The organism is Sphingobium lactosutens DS20 (assembly GCF_000445105.1).
GTDB lineage: Bacteria > Pseudomonadota > Alphaproteobacteria > Sphingomonadales > Sphingomonadaceae > Sphingobium > Sphingobium lactosutens.
The window spans coordinates 19,859-35,699 of record NZ_ATDP01000097.1 but is presented as its reverse complement, the minus strand read 5'-3'; the positions used below and the strand labels follow the sequence as shown (position 1 = coordinate 35,699).

At 63.7% G+C, this 15,841-nt stretch carries 27 protein-coding genes; 12 read left to right on the top strand and 15 right to left on the bottom strand.

Annotation, left to right across the window (positions count from 1 at the left end; translation table 11 throughout):
- Positions 1-40 precede the first annotated feature (40 nt).
- The 15 genes from RLDS_RS44195 to RLDS_RS54600 form a co-directional block, all read right to left on the bottom strand.
- Complete coding sequence (locus RLDS_RS44195) at positions 41-1,048, bottom strand: tyrosine-type recombinase/integrase (RefSeq protein WP_021226850.1); 1,008 nt, start codon at positions 1,046-1,048, stop codon at positions 41-43.
- Positions 1,041-1,283, bottom strand: coding sequence for a helix-turn-helix transcriptional regulator (locus tag RLDS_RS44190; RefSeq protein ID WP_021226849.1), 243 nt, complete (start codon positions 1,281-1,283; stop codon positions 1,041-1,043). Before RLDS_RS44190 ends, RLDS_RS44195 begins: the two co-directional genes overlap by 8 nt.
- Positions 1,283-1,903, bottom strand: coding sequence for a hypothetical protein (locus tag RLDS_RS44185; RefSeq protein ID WP_021226848.1), 621 nt, complete (start codon positions 1,901-1,903; stop codon positions 1,283-1,285). The genes RLDS_RS44190 and RLDS_RS44185 overlap by 1 nt, the downstream gene beginning before the upstream one ends.
- 24 nt (positions 1,904-1,927) lie before the next feature.
- On the bottom strand, positions 1,928-2,176 hold the full coding sequence (locus RLDS_RS44180) for a hypothetical protein (RefSeq protein WP_021226847.1): 249 nt from the start codon (positions 2,174-2,176) through the stop codon (positions 1,928-1,930).
- Complete coding sequence (locus RLDS_RS44175) at positions 2,173-2,553, bottom strand: hypothetical protein (protein ID WP_021226846.1); 381 nt, start codon at positions 2,551-2,553, stop codon at positions 2,173-2,175. The genes RLDS_RS44180 and RLDS_RS44175 overlap by 4 nt, the downstream gene beginning before the upstream one ends.
- Positions 2,553-2,972, bottom strand: coding sequence for a hypothetical protein (locus RLDS_RS44170; protein ID WP_021226845.1), 420 nt, complete (start codon positions 2,970-2,972; stop codon positions 2,553-2,555). The genes RLDS_RS44175 and RLDS_RS44170 overlap by 1 nt, the downstream gene beginning before the upstream one ends.
- Positions 2,969-4,627: an SNF2-related protein gene (locus tag RLDS_RS44165; protein WP_021226844.1), complete on the bottom strand. Its 1,659-nt coding sequence runs from the start codon at positions 4,625-4,627 to the stop codon at positions 2,969-2,971. The genes RLDS_RS44170 and RLDS_RS44165 overlap by 4 nt, the downstream gene beginning before the upstream one ends.
- A complete protein-coding gene (locus tag RLDS_RS0128395; protein WP_021226843.1) occupies positions 4,624-4,977 on the bottom strand; it encodes a GxxExxY protein in 354 nt (117 codons plus the stop codon). Before RLDS_RS0128395 ends, RLDS_RS44165 begins: the two co-directional genes overlap by 4 nt.
- Before the next feature lie 277 nt (positions 4,978-5,254).
- Positions 5,255-5,614 carry a hypothetical protein gene (locus RLDS_RS44155; RefSeq protein WP_021226841.1) on the bottom strand — a complete coding sequence of 120 codons (360 nt, stop codon included), beginning with the start codon at positions 5,612-5,614 and terminating at the stop codon, positions 5,255-5,257.
- The gene (locus RLDS_RS56315) at positions 5,611-5,763 is read right to left on the bottom strand and encodes a hypothetical protein (protein WP_021226840.1); all 153 of its coding nucleotides are present in this window, start codon (positions 5,761-5,763) and stop codon (positions 5,611-5,613) included. The genes RLDS_RS44155 and RLDS_RS56315 overlap by 4 nt, the downstream gene beginning before the upstream one ends.
- Positions 5,747-5,896 (bottom strand): hypothetical protein, encoded by a 150-nt coding sequence (locus tag RLDS_RS56310; RefSeq protein WP_021226839.1) that lies wholly within the window; start codon positions 5,894-5,896, stop codon positions 5,747-5,749. The genes RLDS_RS56315 and RLDS_RS56310 overlap by 17 nt, the downstream gene beginning before the upstream one ends.
- A complete protein-coding gene (locus RLDS_RS44150; RefSeq protein WP_021226838.1) occupies positions 5,893-6,177 on the bottom strand; it encodes a hypothetical protein in 285 nt (94 codons plus the stop codon). The genes RLDS_RS56310 and RLDS_RS44150 overlap by 4 nt, the downstream gene beginning before the upstream one ends.
- Before the next feature lie 102 nt (positions 6,178-6,279).
- Positions 6,280-6,669 (bottom strand): HIRAN domain-containing protein, encoded by a 390-nt coding sequence (locus tag RLDS_RS44145; RefSeq protein WP_021226837.1) that lies wholly within the window; start codon positions 6,667-6,669, stop codon positions 6,280-6,282.
- Positions 6,670-6,672: 3 nt separating this feature from the next.
- The gene (locus RLDS_RS44140) at positions 6,673-7,083 is read right to left on the bottom strand and encodes a hypothetical protein (RefSeq protein ID WP_021226836.1); all 411 of its coding nucleotides are present in this window, start codon (positions 7,081-7,083) and stop codon (positions 6,673-6,675) included.
- Complete coding sequence (locus tag RLDS_RS54600; RefSeq protein ID WP_084514863.1) at positions 7,062-7,817, bottom strand: LexA family transcriptional regulator; 756 nt, start codon at positions 7,815-7,817, stop codon at positions 7,062-7,064. The genes RLDS_RS44140 and RLDS_RS54600 overlap by 22 nt, the downstream gene beginning before the upstream one ends.
- On the opposite strand from RLDS_RS54600, the gene RLDS_RS44130 reads away from it, so the two are divergent.
- From RLDS_RS44130 to RLDS_RS54590, 12 genes are all read left to right on the top strand, one after another.
- A complete protein-coding gene (locus RLDS_RS44130) occupies positions 7,802-8,107 on the top strand; it encodes a hypothetical protein (RefSeq protein WP_084514861.1) in 306 nt (101 codons plus the stop codon). The two genes, RLDS_RS54600 and RLDS_RS44130, sit on opposite strands and share 16 nt — an antisense overlap.
- Before the next feature lie 152 nt (positions 8,108-8,259).
- On the top strand, positions 8,260-8,622 hold the full coding sequence (locus RLDS_RS54595) for a hypothetical protein (RefSeq protein ID WP_152528070.1): 363 nt from the start codon (positions 8,260-8,262) through the stop codon (positions 8,620-8,622).
- 39 nt (positions 8,623-8,661) lie between these two features.
- Positions 8,662-11,331, top strand: coding sequence for a DNA methyltransferase (locus RLDS_RS44125; RefSeq protein ID WP_021226832.1), 2,670 nt, complete (start codon positions 8,662-8,664; stop codon positions 11,329-11,331).
- Positions 11,328-11,591: a hypothetical protein gene (locus RLDS_RS44120; protein WP_152528069.1), complete on the top strand. Its 264-nt coding sequence runs from the start codon at positions 11,328-11,330 to the stop codon at positions 11,589-11,591. Before RLDS_RS44125 ends, RLDS_RS44120 begins: the two co-directional genes overlap by 4 nt.
- A 10-nt stretch (positions 11,592-11,601) precedes the next feature.
- Complete coding sequence (dnaN, locus tag RLDS_RS44115; RefSeq protein WP_021226830.1) at positions 11,602-12,753, top strand: DNA polymerase III subunit beta; 1,152 nt, start codon at positions 11,602-11,604, stop codon at positions 12,751-12,753.
- Between the two features lie 11 nt (positions 12,754-12,764).
- Positions 12,765-13,154 carry a hypothetical protein gene (locus RLDS_RS44110; RefSeq protein WP_021226829.1) on the top strand — a complete coding sequence of 130 codons (390 nt, stop codon included), beginning with the start codon at positions 12,765-12,767 and terminating at the stop codon, positions 13,152-13,154.
- A complete protein-coding gene (locus tag RLDS_RS44105; protein ID WP_021226828.1) occupies positions 13,117-13,380 on the top strand; it encodes a hypothetical protein in 264 nt (87 codons plus the stop codon). The genes RLDS_RS44110 and RLDS_RS44105 overlap by 38 nt, the downstream gene beginning before the upstream one ends.
- Entirely contained in the window at positions 13,373-13,615 is a 243-nt protein-coding gene (locus tag RLDS_RS44100) for a DUF2312 domain-containing protein (protein ID WP_021226827.1), read from the top strand. The genes RLDS_RS44105 and RLDS_RS44100 overlap by 8 nt, the downstream gene beginning before the upstream one ends.
- Positions 13,616-13,621: 6 nt before the next feature.
- The gene (locus RLDS_RS44095) at positions 13,622-14,047 is read left to right on the top strand and encodes a VRR-NUC domain-containing protein (protein ID WP_021226826.1); all 426 of its coding nucleotides are present in this window, start codon (positions 13,622-13,624) and stop codon (positions 14,045-14,047) included.
- Positions 14,048-14,058: 11 nt separating this feature from the next.
- The gene (locus RLDS_RS55395; protein WP_236616873.1) at positions 14,059-14,817 is read left to right on the top strand and encodes a helix-turn-helix domain-containing protein; all 759 of its coding nucleotides are present in this window, start codon (positions 14,059-14,061) and stop codon (positions 14,815-14,817) included.
- Between the two features lie 37 nt (positions 14,818-14,854).
- Complete coding sequence (locus tag RLDS_RS44085) at positions 14,855-15,247, top strand: hypothetical protein (protein WP_084514857.1); 393 nt, start codon at positions 14,855-14,857, stop codon at positions 15,245-15,247.
- 28 nt (positions 15,248-15,275) lie between these two features.
- Positions 15,276-15,812, top strand: coding sequence for a hypothetical protein (locus RLDS_RS54590; RefSeq protein WP_021226823.1), 537 nt, complete (start codon positions 15,276-15,278; stop codon positions 15,810-15,812).
- The last annotated feature ends 29 nt before the right edge of the window (positions 15,813-15,841 follow it).

Here is a 15,841-nt window from a genome sequence, read left to right as displayed (position 1 = left end):
CTGCGCGCAAAAATAGGGCGGTTTGAAAGGGTTTGATAGTTCACGTTTCGTCCTGCTGCCACTTCCGCATGGCAGTCTGGCCGAGCTTCTTCTGCGACCGGCGGCGAGCATAATACTCAACCATGGCCAGCGACTGGCCGCTGATCGCTGCCGTTTCCGCCGCGGTGCAGCCCTTTTCGAGCAGAGCATTGACGGCGTTCTTTCGCAAGCCATGAGGCACCACCTTCGTGGGCGCGACCGCCGCCTGGACGGCCAGGCGGATCCGGTTGGCCTTTGCCGGCGACGGCTTGCCGGGAATGATCGGTTCGTCACTATTGCCGCGCGGGTGCTGCGCCAATTCCTTCGCCAGCGCATCGTGCACCGGAATGTCGAGATACTTGCCCGTCTTTTCCTGGGTCAGCGAAATCATATGACCGTCGAAGCTGCCCCAGGTCAGCGCCGCTACGTCCCCGATTCTCTGGGCAGTATAGTAGAGCAAATGCACGGACAGCCGTGCGAGCGCATCGTCGCTTGCCAGCCCCTTCGCCAGTGCCTCATCGGGCCATGGCTGGTGTTCGCCTGTCTCCATTTCCTCGATCCCGACAAGCGGATCATTGGTCACATGGCCGCGCTTGCGGCCCCATGCATAGGCCGCGCCAGCCGCCCGTTGCACCATGTTCGCCGCGCCCGGCCGGTCGGCCATCAGATCGAGCAACAGGACGATATCCTTGCGCTCGACCAGCTGCGCTGGCGCGTTGCCTAGTTTGTCGACCAGTTCACCCTGGTAGAGACGATAGAGCCGCTGGGTCGATGCTGCGAGTTTCGCGAACTTGTCGCTTGCCTGATACAGGTCGACCAAGCCGGACAGGGTCAATTGCGCGACGACATTCGCCCGTCGCGTGCGGTGGCCCAGCAGGGCGGCATAGACGGCGCCAAAAGTGCGGTCGGCAGGATCAGGCAGGCGCTTCCACACCTTCTTGCCCTTTTCGTCAGTCTGGCCCGTGTCGAAATAATAATATTTGTGACCCTTGGCCTTCGTCTGCTTCACATATTTGACGATCCTAGCCATTCGCATACAGCTTCGTTCCGCTGCGCCAGTCGGTGGCGGCAGCCTCGTTTTCGGTCAGGCGCTCAAGGTAGGCGTCGATCTCCGCACGGCTCCAGTGGACGACGTTGCCCAGCATCACCGGATGCGGCAGGCGGCCGGCAGCGATCTCGCGCTCCAGCTCTGCGGCCGACAATTCGACATACTGGCAGGCCGTTGCTCGCTTCATCATGCGCGGCCAGCGCTCATGCGCGCCCATCAGCGTTGGTCCTTCTCTAGCTCTATGGTGCGCCGGGCATCCTCAATAGCTAGCTGTGGCGAGAGCCCCTTCCCAACTAGATCCCATTCGCGATCATTAATTGATCCGCTGCGACGATGGACGCGCCACTCCTCGTCAAGATCGTCATCGTCAGCATAAGTCGGCCGATAATAGGTTAGCTCCAACGTGGTGTGGCTGGTCAGCCAGTCCCAGGCAGCCTGGGGACCTTCTGGCGCTTTCGCGCGGGCGATATAGAGATCGAGCCAATCCTGAAGGCGTTTCAGGTTGAGGATAAGCCCATGCCTCCCGCCGTCGTGTTTGCGGACGACTTCTAATGCGCCGTCAATGATGGTATTGATCCCATTGTCGAGAACCGGCATCCCGTCTACGGCTGGCGGCTGTTTGTTATTGCGGGTATCCAGCAAAAGAGGCAGGGCCTGCTCCCATACCCGATCAAACGATGTGTTGTCGCTGAACCCGGCGTCACGCTTCGCTTTTGCCAACCAGGCCTTTCTGGCGGCGATCGAGGCTTTGAGGCTCTCCATTTCCCTCTCGGCCGCACCCGCGCGGCGATCCGCATCATCGCGCTCTGCGCGCAGCGATTCGATGGTATCAGCCATTGAAAATCCCCATTATGATCGCGCTCATTCGCCCGGCTCCGTCAACACGGCAGCCCGCACGGCAAGGCCCATAGCGTTGTTCCAATACATGCCCGGCAGCGCCCCGCCCGGACCTTCGCGGTGACCAAGGCCACGCCGCTCCAGCGCCTTGGCAACAGCGTAATCAGCACCAGTGCGCAATTCGATACCGAACCCTTCTCGGCCGGTGCGGTCATCAGGCCCGCTGTCGAGCAGCATCTTGCGCTGCGGCGCGGACAGGTTCGGCCAAGTCATGCGCTTGCCCTCCCGATGATGATGTCCCGCAGCGCCACGCCGAAGGGCGTCAGGTTCACGACGCCGTTGCCGCCATGCTCGAACGGCCGGTGCGGGCCATCCATCATGATCCCGCGCTTCACCAGCGCCATGCAGGTCTGGAGCGCCACGCCGCGCGTCTGGACGCGATAGGTCCAGCAGCCGGGATGACGGCGCAGGCGCGCGAGCAGCTTCGTCTGGACCGGCGACAGGGAGGCGATGACCATGTCGATCGCAACCGTGCCCAGGCCGGCGCCAGCGCAGAAGGCAGCGCGCTCGGCCGCCTGATGCTCGCCAGGATAGAGATGGTCGGCGGCATCGGCGGCGCCGATCGCGGCCGGATCGAGCGGGTCGATCATCAATCCGGCCTCCCGATCATCTCGTTATGGACATGCACAATCGCGCTGATCGCGGCGGTGGCGACGTCATTGTCGCCGAAGCTGACCAACACGGTGCGGTCGGCCGGATCGTCATCGGCCAGGGCAACGATGTGTAGCCCCCTGCCCTGCCAGACCTCGCCATCCTTGACCTCGACTGGGTTGCGGTGGCTTTCAGCCCAGCGCTGGCCCCAGTGGGCGCGCAGCGCGTCGCAGGCGACGTCGAACGGGTCGGGCTCGATCTGGGGCACGCCCTGCTCCGCGCACAGCTTGCAGAGTGCGGCCTTGCGCGGGCAGACGACATAGCGGCCGTCATTCTGCCTGATCGCGTGCGCAGGGCCGTATTTGCCCATCACGATGGTGACGCGGTCGGTCGGGTCGAGGTCGCCGCCGAACTTCATGCCGCCCGAGCCTCCGTCTCTGCGAGGATGTGCGCAGCCAGTCGCTTGATCCTGCTGTCGTCGCAAAAGCGCTCTGCCGCGTCCTGCCCCGGCTGGAGGATGCCGCGGCTTTGGTCAGTCTTTATCCCCAGCGTTTCGAGCAGTACCGGGTCGCTGCCTCCATTGGTGTGGAGATAGTGCGCAGTCACCTGATGACGCTGCCCGGGGCGGCGGAGGCGGCCAATGATCTGATAATGGACCTGCGGCGACCAATCGAGTTCGCCGAAGACGACGTCCTGACAATGATGCTGGAGCCCATCAAGGCCGATGCCCGATCGCAGCGAGATCATCATCACCCGGCTATCGCCAGTTGTGAAGGCGTCCACGCTGCGGCCCTTGGCCACGGCGGTTTCGGAACCGGTGTAGAGCACGGGCGCAAACTCGGCGAGCTCATGCTGCCAAATGGCATAGACCTCGCGGTGCCAGCCCGTCAGCAGCACGCGCGGCGCATCCTTCAGCAACAGGCGGACATAGGCTGCGACCGATCGTGCCTTCGCGATGCCAGTAATCTGGCGCATCTTGAGATCAAGCTCGCGCGCGGCGCGGCCGGCTTCCACGAAATTGCCTGTCAGCACCGTCTGCGCCAGCATCCGGGTCAGGGCCGCTTCGTCATCGGCGGCCGACTGGTCGAAGTCCACTTCCCAGTCGATGATGTTCGGCGGCGGCATCGCTTGGGCCACCGTTTCATCATCCTCTGCGCGGCGCAGGAAAAAGCCCTTGTCGCGCAGATAGGAGCCGAGCCCATCGGGATTCTTCACGATCTTCCCGTTGCACCACTCACGCGCAAATTCGTCCGGCCGGCCCAGCAGATCCGGCTGGATGAAATCCATGACGTTCCAGATTTCATCGCCATAATTATAGATCGGGGTGGCGGTTAGGCCGAGGCGCAGTTGTGCGGCGCGGGAAGCGGTGTAGCAGGCGTTGCCTTTGTTCGTGCCCCGCCCGTGCCGCAGCTCCTGCATCTCGTCATAGATGACAGTCTTGAAGGTATTCTGCGCTATGACGTTCACCCAGCCGGCGATGTTCGAATAGCGGAAGATGTAGATGTCGGCGGGCGGCAGACTGTAGGGCGTTGTCCCTTTGATCACATGCGTCCGAAGCGTCGTGAATTCTTCGATGCGATCCGCCCATTGCTGCGCCAAGTGCGCCTGGACAACAACGGCGGCCGGCAAGGGGGCGCCCATTGCACAAGCGGCGATAGCGGAAATCGTCTTGCCCAGGCCGACGTCGTCGCCCAGCAAAAGGCCAGGATTGCGGAGCGCCACCTGCGCCGCCTGGCTTTGATAGAGGTACGGCGCATAGCCCGGCCGAAAGGCAACCATATCGGGCGGTGACCAGTCGGGCAGCAGGATCCGGTCGCGCTCTGCAATGGTCGCTGCGATACGCGCCAGCGCCTCACCGATGGCTTCGTGCTCATCGTGCGCCAGGGGATAGCGGTGCATAAACCAGTCGAGATCCGCGCGCACGTCGTCCGCATCGGACATGCGGATTTCCGTGGCGGTTACTGGCACACGCGGGAACAGGCGCTTGAACGCAATCGCGACGTGCGGTTCGAGCTGAGTCAGGCACCATTCCCGGCGCGAGCGGTCGAGGGCGAGGAAGCCATAGGTCTTCAAAGCGAAGCCCTTCCAATGGAGACGTGATAGATCGGCTTGCCGTTGATCTGCGCTGGCAAACCGATGGCGGTGCCGGTGACGAGGATCAGCGACGTGATGGCGTCCTGCTGGGCGTAGCGTTCTAATTGGCGATAGATGGCGCGGCGCGGATATCGTGCCTTCGCCTCTATCCCGATGCCCCCGGCCGCGAGAAAATCGATGCGATCGGCCGCACTGATGCGCACCTCCCGCTCGAAGGCCACGCCTGCCCGCTCCAGTGCCCGGCCGAGGGCTTCCTGCAGGGCCGATTCGTTGCCGACAGGCAGGCGCGCGCGGCGCAGCGCAGATGTGATGTCCGCTGGACCGGTCATGAGATGGCACATTCGCACGGCGCGATGCCGGCGCAGTCGCTTTGGCAGGACGGGCAGCCGCATTCGTCGCCCGGATCGGATTGCATGGCGGATCGACCGGCCTCGACGGCCGACCCGCGCGGGAGGGATGGCGACCCAGGGGAGAGGGGTTCAGGGTCGCCCGAGGCTCCTGCCTGGCGCGCCGCCAGGGGGTTGACGGCGCGGTCAGGCAGTGGGGAATGCGATGCAGCCGCGCGGGCGCGCAGATAGCGGCAGAAGGCGGTGGCGGGCATGTTGATCATTGCGCCGTTCCCTCCGGCCAAAGGATGTTGCCGAAAATGTCACGTGGGCGCTGGAGAAACTTGCCCTCGATGATCGGCACGCCCCATCCCACTACGCCGCTTGCCTGCCTGACCGGGACAAGGTGAGAGGCTGTCCCGTATCTGGCCCGATGGCGCGCGACGTCGCTCCACTGCCATCCAGTCGGTAGGCGATAGCCCTGGCCGAAATACATCGCCTCTGTCGGCGTCGCGCCGGCCTTGGCCGCTTCGATCGCCCGGAGCTTGCCTTCAAGAGGCAGCAGCTTCGACATATAGGTGTCGCTGCGCCACATCGCCTTGAGCGCGAACACGGCGGCTACATTGATTTCCGCACTCATTGCCCAAGCCCCCACAGGCCAGAGGTCGCGCGGCAGGCGGCCGTCAGCAGCTTGAAGCCGCCGAGCCAGAGCGCCGCGCCGATCAGGCACAGCGTGCCAAAGGCGAGCGGGTGCATGTCGAAGCGCGGGGGATCAGCGTTCGGCTGCATCGCGGCCCTCCATCAGCAGCGCGGCGATCATCTTGTCGGCGTAGCGCTGGAATTCGCGCACGATCAGCGCGAGCGAGGACAGGCCCGCAAACGTGATCAGTGCCTTGGCGGCGAAGTAGAGGGCGGCGCTCACGATACGGCCCTCAACGGCATGACGGCGGCCGGGCGGTGGGCGGCGGCGACGTCCTGCTCCAGCTGTTCGGCTGCACGGATCATGCGGCTGGCGCCGTTCAGCAGAAAGTCGCGGGCGGTCGCCGGATCGGTGGCGAACAGCGCATGCGCCTCACCAGCGTTGAAGCGCGCAATCTTGATCAGGTCATCGACGCTCAGCGGGCTTTCGCGGCGGCGCAAATGCTCCAACCTGGACAGCGTCAGCGCAGCGGCCGAGCCCACGGTGTAGTGCGGGACACGCATGTTGATCTCCCCGCCGTCTTGCGACCCGGCGGGATGCGCGGGTGATCAGGCGATGGAGAGACAATACTCTATGTATCGTTCATGTCAATACGTATCGTATCGCTAGAAGTCGTCATATTCAGGATCAGGGTAAAACCCATCCTGCCCCTCGGCGGCCGATTCGGGAGGCAGGTCGGGCAATGTCGGCGCATCTCCATCGAGGGCTAGACGTATAACCGCCCCCTTGTCGTGCCGATCCTGAAAGATCGCGCCTGTTATGCGGTCACGGGAGAGGTAGCTGCGGATCAGCTGGCACTGCTCACCACGAACATACCCGATTTGCACGCCGCGCGCGCTGAATACGGCAACCGCCTGGGGATCAACGGGGTTCTTTGGTTCGGGAGCAAGATGCACCTCCTCCCCGGGGTGCGACCAGAGGATTTCCGATCGGCGGTTCGACTTATCCTTGTTCGGATGGTCAGCGCCGACGATGATAAGGGAGAGTTGTCCCAAAGGTCAGTAATCTCCGGTTTCTAGCTGACGCCTGACCTCTCGATTGCCACGGCCTGCTATCATCATGCGTACATCAACGTCGACGCCCGCCTCCAGTTGATCGCAAAGAACAGTATCCATCCCTTGCTGATCGCCTTCGCACGGACAATAGTCCTTATAGCACATTGCCACGCTTCGCACCTTCGTTGGCGGAGTCGATGATGGTTCTACGGCTTCGATTGGTTCGTCAATTTGCTGGCGACGCAGCCGATTGGCTTCTACAAGGACATCGAGTTTCGCTTGTTCCAGCTTCACTTTGTTTTGAAGCTCAGCGACCTCGCGACGCAAATCGTCGCGCTCTTTCGTCATGTCCGAACAGCCCGCCAGCGCGAGCATCGCGATCCATGATAGCTTCAATGCCTGCGCCCGGACCATACAACCCTTCCAATAATCCGTACATCCTCCAAAGCGACAGTCCGGTTCGGGATCGCCGGATTATCGGAAATAATTTCCACCTTGCCTTTCTCGGCCGGTCCGACGCGCTTGACCGCGCCGCCGCCCTGCAAGCTCATCGCCCAGATGCGATCCCACTTGTTGAGCTGGTTCTGCATTGTGTCGATGACGATCATGTCGCTGTCGAGCAGGGTCGGTTGCATGCTGTCCCCTACCCCATCGGCGACGACCAGGCGGTGTGCTGGGGACGGGCTGATCAGGCGCAGGAGGTTGGCGTCGAAATCGATCGTGCCTTCCTCGACATAATCGTCCAGGTTCGTGCCATCACCCATGGCAAAGCCTAAATTGATGCGCTTGAGCGATATGGTGCCGTCGCCGTCTGCCGAACTGATCGTGGCAGGCACGTCCGGGGCGCTCGCCATTGAACCTTCGCCCATTAGCCATGCGGCCTGAACCTTGAATGCCTTGCCGTAGCGCTGGGCCGTCGCAAAATCGAAACCGCGGGTGCCGTTCTCATGATGGCGATAGGCCGCGATGGACCAGCCGAAGGCATCTGCCGCCGCCTGCGCGCTCTGGTAGCCGGCATCAATTCTCGCACGCCTCAAACGCGCCGCTGGTTCGGATGACATGCCGTCACCAATACATCGCGTGGCGATACGTTGGGTATTGACTTTAACGATACGGCATGTATCGTCCTGGCATGTCTCACCTGTCATCGATCTATTCCGTCTGGGATGGCAATGCAGAGGCGCTCGCGGCCGATATCGGCGAGAGCGGCGTGCTAGTCCGTCAGTGGCGCAACCGGGAAAATATCCCGCCTCGCTATTGGCAGCGCATCATTGATGCCGCCGCCCGACGGGGCGGATCGGTGGCTTGGACCGACTTTCTACCGCCAGAGGATACAACCCCCGCCCTCTGCACCATCTGCGACCTGCGGCTGGAGGATGCGACGATCCGCGCCTGCGGTGAGCGTGATTGCCCCAATGCCCAGAAGGATGCGGCGTGATGGCTGGATGCTGTGATCATGATGCCGGTCTACGCGCAGGCGCGCCCAGCGGGTTGGGCAAGTTGCCCCGGCTTACCCAAAGTTCTTATCGCGAAGCGGTGAGCCAGACGATCAGCGGGCTGGCCGCGCCCGAAGGCCTGACCGACCAGGACATGGCCGAACTGATCGGGAACAGCGCCGCGAGCATCGGTAACGCTCGCAACAAGAAGGGCGACATGAGCGCCGTCTCCATGCTGTCGATCGGCAAGGCGTTCGGCCCCGAGGCGCTGAATACCATCATGGCGCTGATCGGCGCGAAGGCGGTGCCTGCTGACGCGATCTGCTGCGGCAATGTCTCACATATCCCCGTGGCCATCGCGCAGGCGCTGCCGCTGCTGATCACGCTGCTTGGCGACAATGTTTGCTGCGACGACGATGTGCGCAAGCTGCATACGTCGGGCGCCATCGACACCATCATCAACGCCGCGTCCATGCTGGAGCGGCGGCGCAACGAAGTACGGCTGAAGGACGGCTGACACAGACCCGAGCGGGCCGGGCGGCCCAGGAGTGAAACCATGAACAGCGCGATTGACGCGGCGCCGGTTGAAGCCGGTTCCGCGAACGATGACCTGCACCCTGATTACCGCGCCTTTCTGGAGGCGAAGATCCCGCTGGCGCAGCCAGCCGGCTTCCCGTGCGACCTGGACGAGGTGCCGACGCATTTGACCGACGGCCGGCCGATGAAGGAGCATGTCCGCCATATCGTCCGCTGGGCGGTGGAAGGGGGCCGGCGCGGGCTGTTCGAGAGCTTCGGCCTGCACAAGACGATGCAGCAATTGCTGATCGGGTCGCTGATCTGCGCCAAGGCGAATTGCTGGGGCATCATCGTGCTGCCGCTCAATGTGCGGCGCGAATTTTTCAACGATGCGGCGCTGCTGGATATCCCGGTCGCCTTCGCGCAGTCAGATGCCGAGATCGAAGCGATCCTGGCCGACGCCGCCAAGCGCTGCCAGCCGCGCGGCCGTCCGATCATCCTGACCAATTACGAGAGCGTTCGCGAAGGCAAGATCGACGGCAGCCGGTTCGGCTTCGCCAGCCTGGACGAGGCGGACGTGCTGCGGTCCTACGGGTCGAAGACCTATCAGGAGTTCCTGCCCCTGTTCGAGGGCGTGCCCTATCGCTTCGTCGCGACCGCCACGCCCGCGCCGAACCGGTACAAGGAGATGATCCATTATGCCGGGTTTCTGGGCATCATGGACACTGGCCAGGCGCTCACCCGCTTTTTCCAGCGCAACAGCGAGAAGGCGGGCGACCTGACGCTATATCCGCACAAGGTCGATGAATTCTGGACCTGGGTGAACAGCTGGTCGGTGTGCATCCAGCGCCCGAGCGACCTGGGCTTTTCCGATGAAGGCTATGACCTGCCACCGATCACGGTGCGCTGGCACTGCGTGGAAGCGGACATCGCGGACGCGGAGCCGGAAAGCAACGGTCAGGGCCGCCTGATGCGCGACACCGCCATGGGCGTCGTGCAGGCATCGCGCGAAAAGCGGCGGACGCTCGCCAGCCGGATCGGCAAGGCCGCCGAGATCGTCGCCGCCGCGCCGCACGATCATTTCATCATCTGGCACGATCTGGAGGATGAGCGCCGGGCGATCGAGGCTGCCCTGCCCGCCTGCGAGACGGTCTATGGCACGCAGAAGCTGGACGTGCGGGAGGATATTGTCGGCCGGTTCGCAGATGGCGTGCTGCCGCTGATCGGGGCAAAGCCGATCATGCTGGGCGGCGGCGTCAACCTGCAACGCCATTGTCACCGCGCGATCTTCGCCGGGGTCGGCTTCAAGTTCCGCGATTTCATCCAGGCGATCCACCGCGTGCAGCGCTTTGGCCAGTCGCATCCCGTCGAAATCGACATCATCCATGCCGAGACGGAAACGGAGGTCGTGCGCGAGTTGCAGGAAAAGTGGGCGCGCGATGACGAATTCCGCGCCACCATGTCCGACCTGATCCGGCGCTATGGCCTCAACCACGCGGCGGCGGCAGAGAATGTGAAGCGCTCCATCGGCGTCGACCGTCGGGAAGCGGCTGGCGACAATTGGCGGCTGGCGCATAATGATTGCGTCGCCGAAGCGCAGCGGTTGGAGGAAGGGTCGCTGGACCTGATCGTCACATCGATCCCCTTCAGCAATCACTATGAATATACGCCGAGCTATAACGACTTCGGCCATACCGACGATGACGCGCATTTCTTCGCGCAGATGGACTATCTGACGCCCGCGCTGTTCCGGGCACTCGCGCCCGGCCGGCTGGCCTGCATCCATGTGAAGGACCGGATCCTGTTCGGGTCGGTCACGGGCGAAGGCGTGCCGACGGTGAACCCGTTCCATGCCAAGTGCATCGAGCATTATATGCGCCACGGCTTCCAGTTCATGGGCATGATCACGGTCGTCACCGACGTCGTTCGCGAGAACAACCAGACCTATCGCCTGTCCTATAGCGAGATGCTGAAGGACGGCACGAAGATGGGCGTGGGCAGCCCGGAATATGTGCTGTTGATGCGCAAGCCGCAGAGCGACCGGAGCCGCGGCTATGCCGACCGGCCGGTTGCCAAGGATGCCGACGATTACAGCCTGGCGCGCTGGCAGCTGGACGCCCATGCCTTTTGGCGCTCCAGCGGCGCGCGCCCGCTCACCATCCCCGAATTGTGGGAGGTCGAAGAGCGGTTCGCGCATATGGCCGTGGGCAAGCTCGCCAAGCGGTTCCGCGAGGAAAGTCGCGACCTGGTCTACAGCTTCAAGGCGCACAGGGAGATTGGCGAGACGATCGAGGCGCGCGCCGGCAATGATTCTCGCGGCAAACTGCCCCGCACCTTCATGGCGCTGGACCCGGGCAGCCATCATCCCGACGTCTGGGACGATGTGGTGCGTATGCGCACGCTCAATGCCGAGCAGGTGCAGAAGGGCCGCGAAAAGCATGTCTGTCCCCTGCAGTTCGACATCGTCGACAGGCTGATCGAGCGATATTCGGCCAAAGGCGAGCTGGTCTATGATCCCTTCTGCGGCCTGGGCACCGTGCCCATGCGCGCGATCCTGCTCGGCCGCCGCGGCGCGGGCAGCGAGCTCAATCCCGATTATTGGGCGCACAGCGTCACCTATCTGCGCGAAGCCGAGGATCAGATGGCCGTCCCGTCGCTCTTCGACCTGCTCGACATGGAGCAGGATGCCGGCCGGGAGAAGGCGGCATGACCGGGAAGCGTCCCGTTGCCCGACATTGCGGCTCCATGCGCAAGGATGTCGCGCCGCTTGGTGATGCGGAGCTCAAGATGCGCAGGACGGCGCACACTCTGGGCAGCGAAGCGCTGTGCGACGCCATCGAGGACCTGATCGCCCGCACGGCCGCCCGCATCGACGTGCCGCCGCAGTGGCAGCACCGACGCCTGGCCTTCGCCCGCGCCTACCTCGGCATGGAAGTCGACATGCCGCCCAGCCAATCCCGTTCATCCTGAAAGGACCGCCATGCCCGACACCTACACCCTTGAGCGACCCGATACGCAAGCCGCCACAGGCCTGCGCGTCGATCGCGATACGCTGCTGACCGCCGTGCGCGCCGTGCGCCAGACGGTGGAGCGCCGCAACACCATCCCCATCCTGTCCAACGTGCTGTTGCGCGTGGAGAACGGCCTGCTGACCATCTGCGCGTCCGACCTGGACCATTGGTCGCGCCGGCAGATCGCCTATGAAGGCCAACCGATCGACACCACGGTCGAGGCCGAGCGCCTGCTCACCGCCATCGATACGCTGCGCCCGGGTACGATCGACATCGGTTACCTGCACGGCGCGCTCACGATCAAGCAGGGTCGTTCCACCCGCAAGCTGATGACGATGCCTTCCACCGATTTCCCGGTGCCCAAGGCCATGGCCGACAGCACTGGTTTCGCCATCGATGCCGCGCCCCTGCTACGCGTCCTGGAAACGGCCCGCGTCTGCGTCAGCCAGGAAGAGACGCGCTACTATCTGTGCGGCGTTTTCCTGCACGTCGAAGACGGTCATCTGATCGCTGCGTCGACGGACGGTCACCGCGTGGTGCAGGTGAAGCACCCTGCCCCGGCCGGATCAGAAGGCATGCCGGACAGCATTATCGGAACGAAGGCGGTCAGCCTGATCTGCGCGATGCTGGCGGACCTGCCCGAAGGATCGCAGGTCGAGGTGTCGATCAACGACAAAGGCTTTGCCGTGTCGGCCGGCCGCGCGTCGATCGCCGGGAAGCTGGTGGACGCGACCTATCCCCAATATCGCCGCGTGCTGCGCTTCGACCATGCCAGTACGCTGGAAATCCAGTCCACCGAATGGGATCGCAGCATCCGCGCCGCGGGCAGCGCATCCGACGGCAAAACCCGCGCGGTGCGGCTGGAGCTCGACGGCGGCCGGTGCGAGGCGATCGGTTCGGCGGCAGATGGCGGCCGTTCGATCGAGCCGATGGATGGCAGCTATAACGGCCCTGAAATCGTCACACGCGTCAACCTGATCTACGCCCAGTCGATAGCCAAGATATTCGGGCCGACCCCCAAGCTGTCCATCGGGTTCGGCAGCCAGGCGCCCGACCTCATCATGATCACCAGTGACGACCGGCCGGGCGTGATCGCCGGCGTCATGCCCATGCGCGCCTGAAGGAGGGAGCGATGACGACATATAGCGTAGACGTAACCGTCGAAGAGATGCTGGCAGCGTTGAACAATGCCATTGATCGGCGCGGACTGGAGACGTTCGCGGAGCTCAACGATGGATTGCAGCTCGAGGTCGAAGCGACGATCGACGAAGACCTGTTTTACGACCGGGCGAGCGATCTGGGATATGTCCATGAGGATGAAATCATGGACGGTTATTCGCCCGAGGCGCGCGATCTGGAGGATGGCCTTCGGTCGCTGATCCAGGGCGATCGTGGCACGGCCGTCACGCTGCTCCAGCGCGCCTTCAGCGAATGGCCCGACGCCATGCGGGTGGTTGAAGACGTGCTGCTGGCGCGCACGGTCCATGACCGCCGCCAGGGCGCGCTGGCGCTGGCGGCCTGAAGTGCCCGATCCCGCATCCGACGATGGCGAAAAAGCCCGGCTGCAAGAGGTGATCAGCCTCTGCCGGCGGCGCGTCGATCGCGCGCGGGAAAAACTGTGCGCAGCGCAGGTCGAGCAAGCGGACGCCGACGCATCCCTGCTCGCCGCCGAACAGCGGCTGGCGCGCTGGATCGAAGCCAATCCCGACCCACAGCGGTCCATATTCGAGGAACTGACCAATGTCTGAAGGCAATATCGCAGGCGATCAGCTGCGCCTTTACATCGAGCGCATCGAGCGGCTGGAGGAAGAGAAGAAGGGCATCGGCGATGACGTCAAGGACGTCTACCTGGAAGCCAAGGCCAATGGTTATGACGCGAAGATCATGCGCCAGATCATCCGCCTGCGGAAGATGCAACCGCATGACCGGCAGGAGATGGAGGCTATCCTCCAGACCTATCTGGCCGCGCTGGGGATGGAATAAGCCCCAGTGGCAGCCTCATGGTTCCAGACGCCGCGCAGGCGCGCAGGCAAGAAGGCTGGCGGCGTCGCGCCGGCCGGGATGCAGGAGCGCCCGGTCCAGCGCGGCGCGATCCGCCTGCTTGCCATGCACCGCATCGAGGCGGTGCATGTGCCCAACGGCACGCACCTGGCCGGCGACAAGCTGGCGCGCATCAAGCAGATGGCGGCGCTGCGCAAGGATGGCCTGCGGCCGGGCTTTCCTGACCTGATCCTGTTCGGGCCGCGCGCATTGCAGATCGGTTTCGTGGAGGTGAAGCGCGAGATCGGCAACGGCCTATCAGAAGATCAGGAAAGCTGGCGCGACGACCTGATCGCCTGGGGCTTTCCATGGGCGATGATCCGGCAGCCGGAAGAGGCGCTCGACGTCGTGCGCGGTTGGGGGTGGATCAGGTGAGTGTGCGCGTGATGTCGCTCGTCTGGGCGATCGACCTTCCGGATAGCGAAAAGATCGTGCTGCTGGCGCTGGCCGACAGCGCGAACGACGAGGGCCAATGCTGGCCGTCGATGGCGACGCTGGCGCGCAAGTGCAGCAAGACCGACCGGACCGTGCAGGCGGCAATCAAGAGCCTGGTCGCGGCCGGCCACCTGACGCGCATCGAAGTGCCGGGTAAGGGGTGCCGTTACAGCGTCCATCCCCAATGCACCCCCGAAGCCACTTCACCCCCGAAGCGGCTTCGCCCCGAAGCGGCTTCGCCCCGAAAAGATTGCCCCCCGAAGCCAGCGACGCCGACCCCAGAAGCGGCTTCGGACAAACCGTCAAGAACCATCATACCCTCAGATGCTGACGCATCTTCGGGAAAGCGCGCGATGCGCCTGCCCGCTGACTGGCAACCTGCCCTGCTGAACCCCGGCACGGTCGCATTCGACATCGTGAGCCGATGGGAGCCCGGGCGGCTGGAGCGGGAGCTATCAAAGTTCCGGGATCACTGGGCCGCCGCCAGTGGCGCGAAGGCCCGCAAGCACGACTGGAACGCCGCATGGCGGACCTGGATCACGAACGCCGATGAATTTGGAAGACGCCATGACCGCACAGACCGCCATCACAATCAGCCCAGCAGCGGCCCGGTTCGTGAGACAATGGCAAGAGCCATCGTTGCCCGAAAAGCTCGGCGCGCTGTTGGACCAGAGGACCATGTTGCCGGACATGCCGGTGATCGGACCTAAGTCGGCCGCCTACCTTAGCCAGTATATTGCGGCATGCATGCCGCCCTCGCCCACCGAGGATGAATTCGAGAATATGATTGGCGAATTGTCGCTGGTGATGGTGATGCCACAGTCCAGCGAAGCGGGTGAAGAGGCTCGGCTGGAGATATATTGGCGCGCTCTGTCCAGCCATGCGCTGCCCGACCTGTATGCGGCGTTCGACCAGATCCTGCGCAAGTGCCGGTTCTTCCCGACCATTGCCGAGATCGAGCAGATCATCGCGCCGATCCGGGCGAAGCGCATGGCCCGCGTCAACCGCGCCGGCCTGTTGCTGCTGAAACATGAGCGCGAGTGGGTGCCGCCAGTGGCGGATGTGGTGTCGATCGAGGAGGTCGCCGCCCTGCGCCGCGAAGCGCGCGACGGGCTGGCCGTGAGCGGCGAACAGCGGTAAGAACATTAAAAGAACAGGGGCTTTCGAGATGGCGCGCAGGAACAGAACCAAGATCAGGAAAATACGGGCGGTCGTGGCCTATGTGCCGCCCGTCGACGCTACCCCGGAGCGTCTTGCCAAGGGAGATGATAGCGAGTTCGTCGATCCCGCCCTAATCGATCCGCGCGAACAGCCGATCGGACGAGTGCGCCGGTTCCGTTCGTCCACGCTGGACCGCCTGCACAAGGCTGGCCAGTTGAATTGGCATCAATGGTATGCGGGTGAATGCTATCGCAATGCACATGCCCGCGCCGCGCTCGCGCCCAGCGTCACGGCCAGCTATGGCGAGCGCACAACCGTGGGCGAATGCAGCTATGGCTTGGCGCGAACCGAAGCCCAGGTGCGGGCTCGACAGTTCGTCAGGCAGTGCAGGGAGCAGATCCCGTTCGAGATGCGCGGCTTCATGGATCGGCTGCTCATTCATGACGACCTGCCCCGTTACGGCGGTCGGCAATATTACCGGTCATTGGCACAGATCCGCGATACCCTCGACGCTCTTGCGTTCTACATGCGCATTTGCGCTTGAGCATTGCGGAAAACTCGGATAGCTAAATC